The following is a 16,806-nucleotide window of genomic DNA, read 5'->3' on the forward strand; positions in this document are numbered from 1 at the left end:
TCGCGGTGGTTCAGGGCCCCCGCGGCATCGATGATGCTCCCGAAACGAAGCGTCAGTTCCGGTCGATCGCTCAGTGGGCGTGGGTCGTGGCGTTTCTCGGCCTCGCAATTCCCGCAATCGCACGCTTCGCCACGAGCACTCTGGACGGTGCTACCGTCGTCGCCGCGTTGCTGGGAGGAGTGCTTCTCTCCGTCGTCGTGGTCGGGGGGCTTGTCCTTTTCCTTATGCTCCCGGTGTACGTGAGAAATCGGGCATTGCGTCGTGAGTACCCCGGCCGTCTTCTCTTCACCGTCTCCGAGGTCGATCGAAGACATAAAGTCTTCACGGACCGGGAGGCAGCCCAGGGTGGTCGAAGCGCAAGGTTGTTCTCGGTGACGATCACCGTCGGCGGCGACCGACTCGACGTGTGGACCGGTGGGGCGAATCCCACAAGGTGGGGATCACTGCCAGCAGATCTCGTCACCTCGGTCCACGGGATCCAAACGTGGGCAGGCATGCGTGGAGCGAGGGGAGTGAGGCTCGAGCTGATCGACCATCCGCCGATCGAGCTCGTCCCAATGGGGCGGTTGGCCACACCGCTCTCTGCGAAGAAGCGAGATGCACTGGTCGGTGAGCTCACCGATTGGCTCGGCAATCAAGGCCAAGCCTTGCCCCCTCTGACGCACAACTAGGGGCGAGCGGGGCGCCTCTTGCAGCAGGAAGCGCTGCGCATCTTGCGGCGCCGGCCCGCGTTTGGCGCCGATTTTCACGCCTGGCCGCAAACGTTCGCGCCCGAGCGTTAAGAAACGCACCATGCGCGACATTGCTGGCGCCCCCGACAGGATTCGAACCTGCGACCCTCAGTACCGGAAACTGATGCTCTATCCCCTGAGCTACGGAGGCTCGTTCAGCCTAGCGGGTCTCGCGCCCTCCTCTGCTCCGTGCCAGGCTGACCGCATGGGGAGCCCGACACGCATGCGCCGCACGGTCGGCTGCGAGATCGACGCGACGCTCGGCGAGGCCACGAGCATCGTGCTCGCCGTCGCGGTGTCGCAGGCGCCGGGGCTGACGATCGACGAGCGGCTCACGGTGCACGCCGACGGGCGCCCGGTCGAGCTCGTCGAGGCGGTCGGCTTCAGCGGAACGCGCTGGCACACCGCCGACGTTCCCGCCGGGGCGTTGACGGTGCGCTACGAGGCGACGGTCGACGGCCGGGGGGAGCCGCGCCCGATCGATGCGACCGAGCGGATCCTCGCTGTTCGTCCGAGCCGCTATGTGCAGTCGGACGAGCTCGCCGGCCCCCTCATCGAGGCGCGCATCGTCGCCGAGCTCGCCGAGCTGCCCGAGCGCGAACGCCTCATCGCCGCACGCGACTGGGTCGCGGGTCGCCTGACCTACACGATCGGGTCGACGAGCCCGACCGACGGGCTGCCGGAGATCTTGGCGACGGGCCAGGGGGTGTGCCGCGATTTCGCGCACCTTCTCGCGGGCGTTCTGCGTGCGACCGACCTGCCCGCCCGCGTCGTGTCGGTGTACGCGCCGCAGTTGCAGCCGATGGACTTCCACGCGGTGGTCGAGGCGCTCGTCGACGACCAGTGGGTGGTCGCCGATGCCACGCACATGGCGCCGCGCGAGGGCATGCTGCGCATCGCGACGGGTCGAGATGCGGCCGACACCGCCTTCCTCGCCAACGACGGCATGTCGCTCACGCTGCACCGGCTGCTCGTGCACGCGGAGGCGGACCGCCCGCTCGACGGTGACCCCGACGCCCTCGTGATGCTCGGCTGATCGCCCGCCCGCGACCCCGGCCGAGCATCCGGCGGGCGCGGATAGGCTTGACCCTCGTGAACCCCGACCAGCTCGCCGCCGCCCTGCTCGCCGTCGTCGTCAGCGCGGTCGAGCGACGCGACGCGGCCGCCGCGGCCGAGCTCACGGTGGCCGACATCGCGCTCGAGCGCCCGCGCAACCGCGACCACGGCGACTGGGCCACGTCCGTCGCGCTCAAGCAGTCGAAGCGGGTCGGGATGCCCCCTCGTGCGTTCGCCGACGAGCTCGTGCCGGGCATCCGCGCCATCGAGGGTGTCGCCGAGGTCGAGATCGCGGGACCCGGGTTCCTCAACATCCGCCTCGAGGCCGGCGCCGCCGGCGAGCTCGCGCGCGTGATCGTCGAAGCGGGCGAGACCTACGGGCACAACGAGTCTCTGCTCGGTCAGACCATCAACCTCGAGTTCGTCTCGGCCAACCCCACGGGCCCCTTGCACATCGGCCACACCCGGTGGGCCGCCCTCGGCGACTCGCTCGCCCGGGTGCTGAAGGCCAGCGGGGCGACGCTCGTGAGCGAGTTCTACATCAACGACGCCGGCGCGCAGATGGATGTTTTCGGCGAGTCGGTGCTCGCCGCGGTTCTCGGCGAGCCCGCCCCCGAGAACGGCTACCCGGGCGAGTACATCACGGCGCTCGGCGTGCGGGCGCTCGGCGAGCGGCCCGATCTCGGTGAGCTGCCGCGCGACGAGGCCGTGGCGATCGCGCGCGAGCTCGCGTACGGCTGGCAGCTCGATGAGATCCGCGAGTCGCTCGAGCGCTTCAACGTGCACTTCGACGTGTGGTTCAGCGAGCGCGTGCTGCACGCCGTCGAGGCGAGCACGGGCCGCAGCCGCATCGACGAGGCCGTCGACCGGCTGCGCGCGCAGGGTCACGTCTACGATCTCGACGAGGCCATCTGGGTGCGCACGACCGATTTCGGCGACGACAAAGACCGCGTGATCAAGCGCGGCAACGGCGTCTACACGTACTTCGCGGCCGACGCCGCCTACTACCTGTCGAAGAGCGACCGCGGCTTCGCGCACAAGATCTACCTGCTGGGTGCTGACCACCACGGGTACGTGCACCGCCTCAAGGCGCTCGCGGGCGCCGCGGGTGACGACCCCGACGCCGACATCGAGGTGCTCATCGGGCAGCTCGTGAGCATCAACGGTGCGCGGCTCAGCAAGCGCGCGGGCAACATCATCGAGCTCAACGATCTGCGCGAGTGGCTGGGCACGGATGCTCTGCGCTACTCGCTCGCCCGGTACCCGGCCGACTCGCCGCTGACCCTCGACCCCGAGCTGCTGCAGAAGCGCACGAACGACAACCCCGTCTTCTATGTGCAGTACGCGCACGCGCGCACGCACCAGGTGGCCCGCAACGCTGCCGCATCCGGCGTCGACCGGGCCGTCTTCGCGGGCGAGCTGCTGACCGACGAGACCGAGAGCGTGCTCCTCGGGGCGCTCGCCGAGTTCCCCCGCATCGTCGCCCAGTCGGCGACCCTTCGTGAGCCGCACCGCGTCGCGCGCTACCTCGAAGAGCTGGCAGCGGCCTACCACCGCTGGTACGACACCTGCCGGGTCACGCCGCAGGGCGATGAGCCGGTGTCGAGCATCCACGGCACGCGCCTGTGGCTCAACGATGCAACGGGACAGGTGCTGCGCAACGGCCTGACCCTCATCGGCGTCTCGGCGCCGGAACGGATGTGACCGTGAGCGAGCCGAAGAACCCCGACGAGACGCCGACGCCCGACGAGGCGATCGATGCGGATACGTCGCAGACCGAGGTTCTCGAGCCCGTGGCGGCCGAGATCGGCGCGCCGCCCGACACGATCGTCGTCCTCGAGCCCAGCCCGCGCCCGAAGCGCCGCGGGCTCGTCGCCGTGCTCGTGATCATCGGCATCGTCGTCGTGCTCGCCATCGTCGCCGTGATCGCCGAATCGCTGGCACGGCAGCAGGCGTCCGCGCTCATCGCCGATCAGGTGCGGTCGGCGCTGCAGCTCGAGCCGGAGCATCCCGTCGAGGTCACGATCGAGGGCACCTCGGTGCTGTGGCAGGCCGCGAGCGGGCGCCTCGACCGGGTCACGGCCGAGGCACCGGATGTCGCCTTCGGCGAGCTCGTCGGCGATCTCACGCTCATCGCCGAGGGCACGCCGCTCGACGTCGCCCAGCCCACCGAGTCGGTGCAGGCCGTGTTCAGTGTGGCCGAGGCCGATGTCGCGGCGCTCGCCGGATTCCTGGCCGGCACGGTCGTCAACGACGTGCAGCTCGACGAGCGCGAGATCCGCTTCCAGACCGCCTTCTCATTCTTCGGCGTCGACTTCTCGGTCGGGCTGGGGGTGACGCCCTCGGTGCAAGACGGCCAGCTGGCCTTCACCCCCTCGAGCGTTGTTCTCGGCGATGACCGTCTCGATGCGGCCGACCTGCAGCAGCGGTTCGGCGCCCTCGTCGAGCCCCTGCTCACCTCGCAGCTGTTCTGCGTGGCGCAGTATCTGCCGCAGGCGCTCGACCTCACCGCTGTGCAGGTCGGTGACGAGCAGCTCGTCGTGGTCTTCACCGGTGAGGGCGTCGCACTGGGCGGCCCCGAGTTCTCGACCCGCGGCACCTGCGGCTGACCCGGCTCGTCACACCTCGAGCGTCTCGCCCTGCTCGGCGACTCGGGCCTCGACCCCCAGGTCGTCGGCGATGCGCCGGCGCAGCGCGTCTGCCGCGCCCGGCTCGCCATGATTCAACACGATGCGGCTCGCGGCCGTCACGCCCGGCCTGAGCCAGGCGATGATGTCATCGGCGTCGGCGTGGGCCGACATGCTCGCGAGCTGCACGACCTCGGCGCGGATCGGGATGTCGCGGCCGAAGATGCGCAGGTGGTCGTCACCGGCGGCGAGCGACGCCCCGCGGGTGCCCGCCGCCTGGTAGCCCGTGAGCAGGATAGCGTTCGCCGGGTCATCGCCGTAGGCGAGGATGTGGTGCAGCACGCGGCCGCCGGTGAGCATGCCGCTCGCCGAGATGATGATCATCGGCCCGCCGCGCAGATTGAGCGCTTTCGACTCGTCGACCGTGCGCACGAGAGAGGCGAGGTCGGCCATGTCGTCGTAGTCGGCGTCATCGATGCGCAGCTCCTCCCGGTGGGCGCGGTACATCGCCGTGGCATCGACGGCCATCGGGCTGTTGAGGTAGACGGGGATGCCGGGGATCGCCCCTGAGCGCCGCAGCCGGGCCAGGTGCAGCAGCAGCGCTTGTGCTCGGCCCACGGCGAAGGCGGGGATGATCACGACGCCGCCCCGCGCGGCGACCCGTGAGATCACCGGGCCGAGCTCGCCCTCGGGGTCGATGTCGGGGTGCGCGCGATCGCCGTACGTCGATTCGACGATCACCAGATCGGCCGGCTCGAGCGGCGCCGCAGGGTGCATGAGCGCATCATCGGGTCGGCCGAGGTCGCCCGAGAAGTGCACCGTGCGCCCGCCCGCGGTGAGGCGCACTTGCGCCGCTCCGAGAATGTGCCCCGCGGGCACGAATCGCGCCTGCACGGCGGTGCGACCGTCGCCGAGATCGAGGGTCGCGTCGATCGGGTGCGCGACGACGCGTTCGAGCGCGCGTTCGGCATCCGCCACCGTGTACAGGGGAGTGGGGTTCGCGTGCTTCGAATAGCCCTTCCTCGCCGCGCGCTTCGCCTCCTCCTCGGCCAGGTAGGCAGAGTCGGGCAGCAGCAGGCCGAGCAGTTCGGCCGTGCCTCGCGTGCAGTGGATCGGCCCGGTGTAGCCGTCGCGCACGAGCGCGGGAAGGTATCCGCTGTGGTCGAGGTGCGCGTGCGTGAGCACGACCGCATCGATGCTGTCGGGCGGCACGGGGAAGGGTGCCCGGTTGCGCAGCCGCAGCTGTTTGTAGCCCTGGAAGAGCCCGCAGTCGACAAGGATGCGTCGACCCCCGACCTCGACGATCGTGCGCGATCCGGTCACCGTGCCGGCCGCGCCGACGAACTGCACCCGCATGCCGCTCATGGTCGGCCTCCTCCCGCCGCGACGTCATCGCCCGGCGCAGGCCGAGTCTCGCACCGACGCTGCCCGCGAGACAGGGTCGAACGGCCCGGGTCGGCACGAGGGCCCCGCGCGCGCCGCTAAACTCAAACCGGCTTCAGGAACCAAGCCGGGTTCGCTCGCCTCACATTCTGCAGATCGACGTTTCGTGAGGTTCTTGTCGTGCACGCCAACCCGCTGTCACCGCCGTGGCTCGCGCCCCCGGCCGATGCCGACGCGCTGCCCGCGCACGTCTGGCCGTCGAGCGCCGTGCGCACGGCTGAGGGGGCCATCGCCGTCGGCGGGGTCGCGCTGCCGCGGCTCGCGGCCGAGTTCGGCACGCCGCTGTACGTGATCGATGAGCGGGATGCCCGCGATCGGGCGACGCGCACCCGCGCCGCATTCGACGCCGCGGCCGCCGCGCACGGCACCTCGGCCGTCGTGTACTACGCGAGCAAGGCTTTCCTCTGCACCGAGGCCGCCCGCTGGATGGTGGAGGCCGGGCTCAACCTCGACGTGGCCAGCGGGGGTGAGCTCGCGGTCGCGCTCGCCGCTGGCGTCGAGCCCGCCCGCCTCGGGCTGCACGGCAACAACAAGTCGCTCGCCGAGATCGACCGCGCGGTGGGCGTGGGGGTCGGTGCGATCGTCATCGATTCGCTCATCGAGATCGATCGCGTGGCCGACGCCGCCGACCGCCACGGTCGGGTGCAGCCGGTGCGCCTGCGCATCAACTCGGGCGTGCACGCCCACACCCACGAGTACCTCGCCACGGCCCGCGAAGACCAGAAGTTCGGCATCCCGCTCGCCGACGCTGCGGATGCGGTGGCCGCCATCCGCGCCCGCCCCACCCTGCGCTTCCTCGGCCTGCACTCGCACATCGGCTCGCAGATCTTCGCCGTCGAGGGCTTTCTCGAGGCCGCGCGCCGGCTGCTGACCCTGCACGCCGCTCTTCGCGCGGGAGGGGACGTGCCCGAGCTCAACCTCGGCGGCGGCTTCGGCATCGCCTACGTCGAGAGCGACGCGGCCCCGGCGATCGAGCAGGTCGCCGACGCGCTGCTCGCGGCGGTGGCGTCCGTGTGCGGCGAGCTGGGCATCCCGATGCCGCGGGTCGCGGTCGAGCCGGGTCGCACGATCATCGGGCCCGCGGGCGTGACGCTCTACGAGGTCGGCACGACGAAAGACGTCGCGGTCACCCTCGACGAGGACACGACGGCCGTGCGTCGCTACGTGAGCGTCGACGGCGGCATGAGCGACAACGCGCGCCCCGCGCTCTACAGCGCCGACTACGCGGTGGCCCTCGCCTCGCGCGGCTCGACGGCCGAGCCCGTGCTCGTGCGCGTCGCCGGCAAGCACTGCGAGAGCGGCGACATCGTCGTGCGCGACGCCTACCTGCCGGGCGACACCGCTCCGGGCGACCTGGTCGCGGTGCCCGCGACGGGCGCGTACTGCTTCTCGCTCGCGAGCAACTACAACTACCTCGCCCGCCCCGCCGTCGTCGCCGTGCGCGACGGCGTCGCCCGCGTCATCGTGCGCGGCGAGACCGAGGCCGACCTGCTGCGCCGCGACGTCTACGCATCCGACACCCGCGCGTCCGACACCCGCGCAGCCCACCCCGCTGCGAACCCGCCTCAAGGAGAGACCCTGTGATCGAATACCGCAACCTGCGCGTGGCCCTGCTCGGTGCGGGCAGCGTCGGATCGCAAGTGGCCGACCAGCTGCTGACGCACCGCGATGAGCTCGCGGCCCGCATCGGCGCCGGCATCGAGCTCGCGGGCGTCGCCGTTCGCAGCCTCGACGCGCCGCGCGACACGCATATCCCGCGCGAGCTGCTGACGACCGATGCCGAGTCGCTCATCCTCAGCTCCGACATCGTCGTCGAGCTCATGGGAGGGCTCGAGCCGGCCCGCACGCTCATCCTCCAGGCCCTCAACTCGGGCGCCGATGTCATCACGGCGAACAAGGCGCTGCTCGCCACCCACGGCCCCGAGCTGTTCGAGGCGGCCGAGCAGGTGGGTGCCCAGCTCTACTACGAGGCGGCCGTGGGCGGCGCGATCCCGATCATCCGGCCGCTGCGCGACTCGCTCGCGGGCGACCGCGTCAAGCGCATCTTGGGCATCGTCAACGGAACGACCAATTTCATCCTCGATCGCATGGATGCCCACGGCGAGTCGATGGAGGAAGCACTCGCGACCGCCACCGCGCTCGGCTATGCCGAGGCCGACCCGACCGCCGACGTCGGCGGATACGACGCGGCGCAGAAGGCCGCGATCCTCGCGAGCCTCGCCTTCCACACCCTCGTTCCCGCCGATGCGGTGTATCGCGAAGGCATCACCGAGGTCACCCTCGAGCAGGTGGTCGCCGCGCGCCGGTCGGGCTACGTCGTCAAGCTGCTCGCCATCTGCGAGCGGCTCACCGACCCGGCGACCGGGGTCGATGGGGTGAGCGCGCGCGTGCACCCCGCGCTGATCCCGCTCACGCACCCGCTGGCCGCGGTGCACGGCGCCAACAACGCCGTGTTCGTCGAGGCCGAAGCGGCCGGGCCGCTCATGTTCTACGGGGCCGGCGCGGGGGGCATCCAGACCGCATCGGCGGTGCTCGGCGACGTCGTATCGGCCGCACGCCGCCACGTGGTCGGTGGGCCCGGCGTGGCGGAGAGCACCCACGCCGATCTGCCCGTGCTGCCGATCAGCGCTATCACGACCCGCTATCAGATCGCGCTGCTCGTGGCCGATGAGCCCGGCGTGCTCGCCCTCATCGCCGCGCTCTTCCAGAGCCACGGCGTGTCGGTCGAGACCGTGCAGCAGGCGGTGCCCGTCGTCGACCCGCTGAGTGCGAACGATGCGCCGAGCGCGGCTACCCTGGTCATAGGCACTCACGAGGCTTCTGAGGCCGATCTCGCCGCAACGGTCGCGGCACTCACCACCAGCAGCGTCGTGCACAGCGTGACGAGCGTGCTGCGAGTAGAAGGACTCTGACATGGCGAAGCAGTGGCGCGGACTCCTGCATGAATATGCCGACCGCCTCGACATCAGCGCGGCGACGCCCATCATCACGCTCGGCGAGGGCGGAACCCCGCTCATCCCCGCGCGCTACCTCAGTGAGCGCACGGGGGCGAACGTCTTCGTCAAGTACGAGGGCATGAACCCCACCGGGTCGTTCAAAGACCGCGGCATGACGATGGCGATCTCGAAGGCCGTCGAGCACGGCGCGAAGGCCGTCATCTGCGCGTCGACCGGCAACACGTCGGCGTCGGCGGCCGCCTACGCCACGCACGCGGGCATCACCGCCGCCGTGCTCGTGCCCGAGGGCAAGATCTCGATGGGCAAGCTCAGCCAGGCCGTCGCCCACAAGGCCGAGATCATCCAGATCGAGGGCAATTTCGACGACTGCCTCGACATCGCCCGCGACCTGTCGGCGAACTACCCCGTGCACCTGGTCAACTCGGTGAACCCCGACCGCATCGAGGGCCAGAAGACCGGCGCGTTCGAGGTCGTCGAAGTTCTGGGGGATGCGCCCGACTTCCACATCCTCCCCGTCGGCAATGCGGGCAACTACACCGCCTACCACCGCGGCTACCGCGAAGAGCTCGACCGCGGCGCGACCACCAAGCTGCCCCGCATGTTCGGCTTCCAGGCGGCGGGCAGCGCGCCCATCGTGCTCGGCGAGCCCGTCAAGAAGCCCGAGACGATCGCGAGCGCCATCCGCATCGGCAACCCCGCCTCGTGGGAGCTCGCGCTCGCGGCGCGCGACGACAGCCACGGCTATTTCGGCGCCATCTCCGACGAGCACATCCTGATCGCGCACCGGCTGCTCTCGCAGGAGGTCGGCATCTTCGTCGAGCCCGCATCGGCCATCTCCGTCGCCGGCCTGCTCGAGCGCGCTGAGGCGGGCGCCATCCCCGCCGGATCGACGGTCGTGTTGACGGTCACCGGGCACGGGCTGAAAGACCCCCAGTGGGCGCTCAAGGGCCCCGACGGCGTCGATGTGGCCCCCACGGTCGTGCGCGTCGACACGGCCGAGGTCGCCTCTGTGCTCGGCCTGACGAAGGTCTCGGCGTGACCACGGTCGACCCGCGCCTCGCGGGTCGTCGTGTCGACGTCAAGGTGCCGGCGACCACCGCCAACCTCGGCCCCGGCTTCGACACGCTCGGGCTCGGCCTGTCTGTCTACGACGAGCTCGAGGTGAGTGTGCGCCCCGAACCGGGCGCGACCGTCACGGTGCACGGCGTCGGCGAGGGCGACGTGCCCACCGACGAGTCGAACCTCGTCGTGCGGGCGATCGCGCACACCTTCGCCGCCCACGGCGTGGCCCTGCCGGGCCTCGAGCTCGTGGCGCACAATGTCATCCCGCACGGTCGCGGCATGGGCTCGTCGGCCGCCGCGATCGTCTCGGGCATCATGGCCGCCAAGGGCCTCCTCGACGGCATCGTCGAGCTGGGGCCGGACGACCTGCTCGCCCGCGCGACCGAGCTCGAGGGCCACCCCGACAACGTGGCACCCGCACTGTTCGGAGGCCTCACGATCGCCTGGATGACGCCCGAGGGCCCGCAGCACAAACGGCTCACGGTGCACCGCGGGGTCTCGCTGCTGGTCGCCGTGCCCGAGACCAGCACGATGTCGACCGCGCTCGCGCGTTCGCTGCAGCCCGAGTCGGTGCCGCACGAAGACGCGATCTTCAACGTGTCGCGCTCGGCGCTGCTCATCGCCGCCCTCATCCAGAGCCCCGAACTGCTGTTCGCCGCGACGGAGGACAAGCTGCATCAGAACTACCGCGCGAGCGCCATGCCCGAGACCCATGCGCTCATCACCGTGCTGCGCGAGCACGGCTTGGCCGCCGTCGTCTCGGGCGCCGGGCCGTCGGTGCTCGTGCTCTGCAGCGATCCCGCGCAGCGCCTGCAGGCCGCCGACCGCATCGCGACGCACGCCACCACGCCGTGGGTGTCGCACATGCTCGCGGTCGATTTCAAGGGTGCTACAGTGACTACGCATCCGGCAGAGGCCGCGGCCTAGCCCGTTCTCCGCCCGAGCGATCACCAGCAGCCCCGCTGCTTCCCCTCGCGCCACCAGCGTTCGCGCGGTCGATTCCGCAAGTTTCCGGTCTCCTCCTCGCCCGGCGATGGCGTCGCGATCATGAGGCACCGGGCTTCCTCCGTGGCCATTCGTGCCCGGAGCCGAAAGGAACAATTCCGTGACTGACCCCATCGTTCACGCCTCGAGCGTGAATGTCCCCGCCGACCTGAGCACCCTCAAACTGGCCGAGCTGCAGCAGCTCGCCACGCAGCTGGGTGTCGCCGGCGTATCCAAACTTCGCAAGGGAGAGCTTGTGGACGCCATCACCCAGAACCAGGCCGACGCTGCGGGAACCCCCGCCGAGGCCGCCGCCGCCGACGTGCTCGCCGCCGACCCGGCGCCGGTCGACGATGACAGCGCTGCGCTCGCCGTCGAGACCGCTCCGGATGCCGCTGCCGAGGCCGCGCCCCGCCGTCGCGGTTCGCGTCGCGTGACGAGCGACACGCTCACCGCGCTGCCGACCACCGAGGTCGCGCCCGCCGTGGTCGAGACCTCCGCGGGCGCCGACACGGCGTCCGACGACACGGCTTCTGGCGACGCGGCGGCTCCCGCGGCCGAGGCCGGGTCCGCCGGCGACGCCGAGACCGAGACCTCCGCCGACGCCGACGAGTCGGGCGCCACCGGCGGTCGCAACCGCAACCGCAACCGCAACCGCCGCGGCGGCGACCGCGCCGAGAACGGTGCGGGCCAGAACGGCGCTGCGCAGAACGGCCAGCAGAATGCCGGCCAGCAGAATGCCGGCCAGCAGGGCGGCGACTCCCGCGGTCAGCAGGGCCAGCAGCGCGGCGGGCAGCAGAACGCCCGCGCCGACCGGGCCGAGGGTGCGGAGGGCACCGCCCGGGGCGAGCGCGCCGAGCAGAATCGCGGACCGCAGAACGACCGCGCCGACCAAGACCTCGACGGGCGCAACCGCAACCGCGGCCGCGGCCGCGATCGCAAGCGCGGCCCCGGCGGCGACGAGATCGAGCCCGAGATCAGCGACGACGACGTGCTCATCCCCGTGGCGGGCATCCTCGACGTGCTCGACAACTACGCTTTCGTGCGCACGACCGGCTACCTGCCGGGCCCGAGCGACGTCTACGTCTCGCTCGGCCAGGTCAAGAAGTACGCGCTGCGCAAGGGCGACGCCGTCGTCGGTGCCATCCGCCAGCCGCGCGAGGGCGAGAACCAGGGGCGCCAGAAGTACAACGCGCTCGTGCGCGTCGACTCGATCAACGGCCAGACCGTCGATGAGGCCGCCGCGCGCGTCGAGTTCAGCAAGCTCACGCCGCTGTACCCGACCGAGCGCCTGCGCCTCGAGACCGCGCCCGGCACCCTGTCGACGCGCATCATCGACCTCGCGGCCCCCATCGGCAAGGGCCAGCGCGGCCTCATCGTCTCGCCGCCCAAGGCCGGCAAGACGCTCGTGCTGCAGGCCATCGCCGACGCGATCGCCAAGAACAACCCCGAGGTTCACCTCATGGTCGTTCTCGTCGACGAGCGCCCCGAAGAGGTCACCGACATGCAGCGCTCGGTCAAGGGCGAGGTCATCGCCTCCACCTTCGACCGCCCCGCTGAAGACCACACGACGGTCGCCGAGCTCGCGATCGAGCGCGCGAAGCGCCTCGTCGAGCTCGGGCACGACGTGGTGGTGCTGCTCGACTCGATCACCCGCCTCGGCCGCGCCTACAACGTGACGGCGCCGACCAGCGGGCGCATCCTCTCGGGCGGCGTCGACTCGGCCGCGCTCTACCCGCCGAAGCGCTTCTTCGGCGCGGCGCGCAACATCGAAGACGGCGGCTCGCTCACCATCCTCGCCACGGCGCTCGTCGAGACCGGCTCGAAGATGGACGAAGTGATCTTCGAAGAGTTCAAGGGCACCGGCAACATGGAGCTGCGGCTCTCGCGCCAGCTCGCCGACAAGCGCATCTTCCCGGCCGTCGACATCTCGGCCTCGGGCACGCGCCGCGAAGAGATGCTGCTCGGCGCCGACGAGGTGCGCGTCACCTGGCAGCTGCGTCGGGCGCTCGCGAGCCTCGACACGCAGCAGGCGCTCGAGCTCGTGCTCGGCAAGCTGAAAGAGACCTCGTCGAACGTCGAGTTCCTCGTGGCCGTTCAGAAGTCGCTGCCGCAGGCATCGACGCACGCCGACAGCTGAGCCCATGTTCGAATCGGTCGGCGCCCTCATCGCCGAGCACGAATCGTTGCAGGAGCAGCTCGGCGACCCCGCCGTGCACGCCGATGCCGCGCGCGCCAAGAAGCTCAACCGGCGCTACGCCGAGCTGAGCCAGATCGTGGATGCCCATAGCAAGTGGCTGCAGGCCTCCGACGACCTCGTCGCGGCGCGTGAGCTCGCGAAGGACGACGAGGCGTTCGCCGACGAGGTGCCCGCTCTTGAGCAGACGGTCACCGAGCGCGCCGAGAAGCTGCGGCGGCTCCTGATCCCGCGCGACCCCGACGACGGGCGCGACGTGATCATGGAGATCAAGGGCGGCGAGGGCGGCGAGGAGTCGGCGCTGTTCGCGGCTGACCTGCTGCGCATGTACAGCTACTACGCCGAATCGCGCGGCTGGAAGGTCGAGCTGCTCGACGCGACCCGCAGCGACATGGGTGGGTATAAAGACGTGCAGGTCGCCATCAAGGGCAGCTCGAGCGATCCCGCTGAGGGCCCGTGGGCCAGCCTCAAGTACGAGGGTGGCGTGCACCGCGTGCAGCGCGTGCCGGCGACGGAGTCGCAGGGGCGCATCCACACCTCGACGACGGGCGTGCTCGTCTTCCCCGAGGTCGACGAGCCCGAAGAGGTCGAGATCAACCAGAACGATCTCAAGATCGACGTGTACCGCTCGTCGGGCCCCGGCGGGCAGTCGGTCAACACGACCGACTCGGCCGTGCGCATCACCCACCTGCCCACGGGCATCGTCGTGGCGATGCAGAACGAGAAGAGCCAGCTGCAGAACCGCGAGGCGGCGATGCGCGTGCTGCGCGCCCGCATCCTCGCGCGCCAGCAGGAGGAGCGCGATGCGGTCGCGAGCGATGCCCGCAAGAGCCAGATCCGCGGCATGGACCGCTCGGAGCGCATCCGCACCTACAACTTCCCCGAGAACCGCATCGCCGACCACCGCACGGGCTACAAGGCCTACAACCTCGACGCCGTCATGAACGGCGCGCTCGCTCCCGTGGTCGAGTCGTGCATCTCGTTCGACGAGGAGGCGCGGCTCGCGGCTCTCGGCGACTCCGAGGTCTAGAGCCGCGGTCATGAGCAGGCCCGACCTCGCGGCGCTGCGCGAGCACGCCATCGGCGTGCTGCGCGACGCTGGTGTGCCGACGCCCGAGGCCGACGCCGACCTGCTGCTCGGCCACGTGCTCGGCATGAGCCGGGGGCAGGTGCAGGCGAAGGCCCTCATCGGTGCGCCCGTCGACGCCGAGCAGGTGATGACGATCACCGAATACATCGAGCGCCGCGCGACGCGCGAGCCCGTGCAGCACATCACCGGGCTCGCGCCGTTCCGCACGCTCGAGCTCGCGGTCGGGCCGGGCGTCTTCGTGCCGCGGCCCGAGACCGAGCTCGTCGTGCAGTTCGCGATCGATGCCCTCGCCGCCGTGCCAGCCCCGCGTCCGCTGGCCGTCGACCTCGGCAGCGGCAGCGGCGCGATCGCCCTCGCGATGGCCGTCGAGGTGCCCCACGCGCACGTCGTCGCCGTCGAGAACTCTGCCCCCGCCTTCGTCTGGACGACCCGCAACGTGCGCCGCTACGGCGACGACCGCGTGCGGCTCGTCTTTGCCGATCTGGCGGATGCCGTGCCCGAGCTCGACGGCACCGTCGACGTCGTCGCCTCCAACCCGCCCTACATCCCCGTGGGCGCGGTTCCCCGCGACCCCGAGGTGCGCCTCTTCGACCCGGAGCACGCTCTCTACTCGGGTGCCGATGGCCTGGACGCCGTGCGGGCGCTCGTCGCCACCGCGCACCGCCTGCTCCGGCCGGGCGGCACCCTCGTGATCGAGCACGGCGAGCTGCAGGCCGAGGCCATCGCGGCCATCGTGCGCGCGGGTGGCTTCACCGCGGTCGCCTCGCACCGTGACCTGCTCGGCCGCGACCGCGCGACCACCGCGCACCGCTGACGACCGTCCGCCCTCAGTCCACGGAGTACGGGTACTCCGCCGACCTCCCCTGGAACCGCAGGATCGCCGCGTTGCGCACGCGGCCATCCTCGATCTCGATCGCGCGCCGGATGGTGTCGGAGTCGGCCCACGACGCCGGGCCCTCCATGACCGTGCGGAGGAAGGGCATGAGGGCCTCGCTGATCTCCCAGGTCGTCGAGTTCCACAGCAGCGACGGGCTGTGGTCGACGGCGTAGTAGTTCGTCGACTCGCCGATGGTGACCATGGGGTCGGCGAACGAGGTGGCGCGCGCCCAGCTGAAGCCCATGCCGTCGTCGATCGACACGTCGACGATGAGGCTGCCGGGCCGGAACGCGTCGAGGTCGTCGACGCTCAGATAGTTCAGGGGAGCGTTCGGGTCCTGCAGCGTGCAGTTGACGACGATGTCGTTCTCGGCGAGATAGGCCGCGAGCGGCACCGGTCCGTCGTCGGTGTTGACCGTGCTGCCGATCGCGGAGTCATCGTCGTGCTCGAACTGCACGATGTCGACCGAGGGGATGGGGGAGCCGACGGCCGCGATGTCGCGGTTCGTGAGCACCCGCACATCGTGGATTCCGTGCGCGTTCAGCGCCGTCACCGCACCGCGTGCGGTCGCCCCGAACCCGATCACGACCGCGGTCAGTCGTCGGCCGTAGTCGCCCGTCGAGCCGCACAGCTGCAGCGCGTGGATGACCGAGCAGTAGCCCGCCAGCTCATTGTTCTTGTGGAAGACGTGCAACCCGAAGCTGCCGTCGGAGCGCCAGTGGTTCATCGCCTCCCACGCGATGAGCGTGAGGTGCTTGTCGATCGCGAGCTGCGTGACGGCACGGTCTTGCACGCAGTGCGGCCAGCCCCACAGGGTCTGGCCCTCGCGCAGGTCAGACAGGTCGGAGGCCTGCGGCTTCGGCAGAAGAACCACGTCGGCACGGGCGATGACCTCGGCGCGGTCGGCGAGGCGTCCGACGAGGGGCTCGAGTTCCGCATCCGCGATGCCGAACCGGTGCCCATAGCCGCGCTCGAGGGTCATGTTCGCGCGCAGGTCGGGGTCGATGCGCTCGAGGTGCCCGGGGTGGATCGGCAGGCGCCGCTCGTCGGGCTTGCGCGAGGTCGCCATGACGCCGAGGTGCAGCAGGGCGGGCGCAGGTTCGGGGGAGGTCATGCCCCACTGTAAAGGGAGCGGCCCGGGCGGCGGCCGGGCCGGCTACGCCGCGCGCGCCTCGGCGGCGAACGACTCGATCGCGGCGAGCAGTGCGGCCTCGTCGCGGTAGAGGTGCCCGGTGATGCCGATCGACTCGGCGCCGTCGATGTTCTCGGTGCGGTCATCCGTGAAGAAGGTGTCGGCGGCGGTCGCGCCGTAGTGGGCGAGGACGCGCTCGTAGACGAGCGGGTCGGGCTTGCGCGCACCGAACGCGGCCGAGGCATGCATGTGCTCGCGCCCCATGATGGGCACGAGTTCGGGCGCCACCTCGTGCAAGTGGTGGTGGATGAGGATGCCGTTGTTGGTCAAGAGCGCAACCCGCCCGAGCTCAGCGGCGCGACGCACGGCGTCGAGGGCGGCGGGCCGCGCGTGCGTGGCCTCGGCGCGGATCCGCACCCATTCCTCGCGCGAGATCTCGGCGCCGATGATGCGCGTCACCATGGCCAGGTACTCGTCCGGATCGCTCGGGTCGCCGGCTTCCGCCGTCCACTCCATCCCGCTGATCCACCAGCGGCGCCGTAGCTCGTGCAGGTCGTGGCCCGTGATCGCGGTCAGCGACTCCATGCGCGTGCGCCAGTCGTAGTCGTAGAGAACATCGTCCATGTCGAACACGAAGAGCAGGGTCACAC

Annotated in this window: 14 protein-coding genes and 1 tRNA gene; 11 read left to right on the top strand and 4 right to left on the bottom strand. The window is 70.9% G+C overall.

The window, feature by feature from the left end; translation table 11 throughout:
* Positions 1-5: 5 nt before the first annotated feature.
* Complete coding sequence (locus ACTIE9_RS00870; RefSeq protein ID WP_439563679.1) at positions 6-671, top strand: hypothetical protein; 666 nt, start codon at positions 6-8, stop codon at positions 669-671.
* Positions 672-806: 135 nt separating this feature from the next.
* Here ACTIE9_RS00870 and ACTIE9_RS00875 read toward each other — a convergent pair.
* Positions 807-882 (bottom strand) — tRNA-Arg (locus ACTIE9_RS00875).
* Positions 883-936: 54 nt separating this feature from the next.
* On the opposite strand from ACTIE9_RS00875, the gene ACTIE9_RS00880 reads away from it, so the two are divergent.
* From ACTIE9_RS00880 to ACTIE9_RS00890, 3 genes are read left to right on the top strand one after another with little or no spacing between them, the layout of a single operon-like run.
* Positions 937-1,767, top strand: a complete 831-nt coding sequence (locus tag ACTIE9_RS00880) for a transglutaminase-like domain-containing protein (RefSeq protein WP_439563680.1) — start codon at positions 937-939, stop codon at positions 1,765-1,767.
* Positions 1,768-1,823: 56 nt separating this feature from the next.
* On the top strand, positions 1,824-3,491 hold the full coding sequence (argS, locus tag ACTIE9_RS00885; protein ID WP_439563681.1) for an arginine--tRNA ligase: 1,668 nt from the start codon (positions 1,824-1,826) through the stop codon (positions 3,489-3,491).
* 2 nt (positions 3,492-3,493) lie between these two features.
* The gene (locus ACTIE9_RS00890) at positions 3,494-4,396 is read left to right on the top strand and encodes an LmeA family phospholipid-binding protein (RefSeq protein WP_439563682.1); all 903 of its coding nucleotides are present in this window, start codon (positions 3,494-3,496) and stop codon (positions 4,394-4,396) included.
* 9 nt (positions 4,397-4,405) lie between these two features.
* On the opposite strand, the gene ACTIE9_RS00895 is transcribed toward ACTIE9_RS00890, so the two are convergent.
* The gene (locus tag ACTIE9_RS00895) at positions 4,406-5,779 is read right to left on the bottom strand and encodes an MBL fold metallo-hydrolase (protein ID WP_439563683.1); all 1,374 of its coding nucleotides are present in this window, start codon (positions 5,777-5,779) and stop codon (positions 4,406-4,408) included.
* Between the two features lie 198 nt (positions 5,780-5,977).
* Between ACTIE9_RS00895 and lysA the strand changes: the two genes are divergently transcribed.
* The 7 genes from lysA (at position 5,978) to prmC (ending at position 14,961) form a co-directional block, all read left to right on the top strand.
* Complete coding sequence (gene lysA / locus ACTIE9_RS00900; RefSeq protein WP_439563684.1) at positions 5,978-7,441, top strand: diaminopimelate decarboxylase; 1,464 nt, start codon at positions 5,978-5,980, stop codon at positions 7,439-7,441.
* The gene (locus tag ACTIE9_RS00905) at positions 7,438-8,769 is read left to right on the top strand and encodes a homoserine dehydrogenase (protein WP_439563685.1); all 1,332 of its coding nucleotides are present in this window, start codon (positions 7,438-7,440) and stop codon (positions 8,767-8,769) included. Before lysA ends, ACTIE9_RS00905 begins: the two co-directional genes overlap by 4 nt.
* Position 8,770: 1 nt before the next feature.
* Entirely contained in the window at positions 8,771-9,853 is a 1,083-nt protein-coding gene (thrC, locus tag ACTIE9_RS00910) for a threonine synthase (RefSeq protein ID WP_439563686.1), read from the top strand.
* Complete coding sequence (gene thrB / locus ACTIE9_RS00915; RefSeq protein ID WP_439563687.1) at positions 9,850-10,803, top strand: homoserine kinase; 954 nt, start codon at positions 9,850-9,852, stop codon at positions 10,801-10,803. Before thrC ends, thrB begins: the two co-directional genes overlap by 4 nt.
* Before the next feature lie 178 nt (positions 10,804-10,981).
* A complete protein-coding gene (rho, locus tag ACTIE9_RS00920) occupies positions 10,982-13,000 on the top strand; it encodes a transcription termination factor Rho (RefSeq protein WP_439563688.1) in 2,019 nt (672 codons plus the stop codon).
* Positions 13,001-13,004: 4 nt separating this feature from the next.
* On the top strand, positions 13,005-14,087 hold the full coding sequence (gene prfA / locus ACTIE9_RS00925; protein ID WP_439563689.1) for a peptide chain release factor 1: 1,083 nt from the start codon (positions 13,005-13,007) through the stop codon (positions 14,085-14,087).
* Between the two features lie 10 nt (positions 14,088-14,097).
* On the top strand, positions 14,098-14,961 hold the full coding sequence (gene prmC, locus ACTIE9_RS00930) for a peptide chain release factor N(5)-glutamine methyltransferase (RefSeq protein ID WP_439563690.1): 864 nt from the start codon (positions 14,098-14,100) through the stop codon (positions 14,959-14,961).
* 13 nt (positions 14,962-14,974) lie between these two features.
* Here prmC and ACTIE9_RS00935 read toward each other — a convergent pair whose 3' ends face one another.
* Together ACTIE9_RS00935 and ACTIE9_RS00940 are read right to left on the bottom strand one after the other, a co-directional pair.
* Positions 14,975-16,138, bottom strand: coding sequence for a N(5)-(carboxyethyl)ornithine synthase (locus ACTIE9_RS00935; RefSeq protein ID WP_439563691.1), 1,164 nt, complete (start codon positions 16,136-16,138; stop codon positions 14,975-14,977).
* Between the two features lie 42 nt (positions 16,139-16,180).
* Entirely contained in the window at positions 16,181-16,804 is a 624-nt protein-coding gene (locus tag ACTIE9_RS00940) for an HAD family hydrolase (protein ID WP_439563692.1), read from the bottom strand.
* Positions 16,805-16,806 lie beyond the last annotated feature (2 nt).

The organism is Microcella sp., from assembly GCF_051860105.1.
Lineage (GTDB): Bacteria > Actinomycetota > Actinomycetes > Actinomycetales > Microbacteriaceae > Microcella.

Coding starts and splice junctions, on each gene's coding strand:
- ACTIE9_RS00895 (WP_439563683.1), bottom strand. CDS start 5,779: ATGAGCGGCATGCGGGTGCAGTTCGTCGGCGCGGCCGGCACGGTGACC.
- prmC (WP_439563690.1), top strand. CDS start 14,098: ATGAGCAGGCCCGACCTCGCGGCGCTGCGCGAGCACGCCATCGGCGTG.
- ACTIE9_RS00880 (WP_439563680.1), top strand. CDS start 937: ATGGGGAGCCCGACACGCATGCGCCGCACGGTCGGCTGCGAGATCGAC.
- thrC (WP_439563686.1), top strand. CDS start 8,771: ATGGCGAAGCAGTGGCGCGGACTCCTGCATGAATATGCCGACCGCCTC.
- prfA (WP_439563689.1), top strand. CDS start 13,005: ATGTTCGAATCGGTCGGCGCCCTCATCGCCGAGCACGAATCGTTGCAG.
- ACTIE9_RS00935 (WP_439563691.1), bottom strand. CDS start 16,138: ATGACCTCCCCCGAACCTGCGCCCGCCCTGCTGCACCTCGGCGTCATG.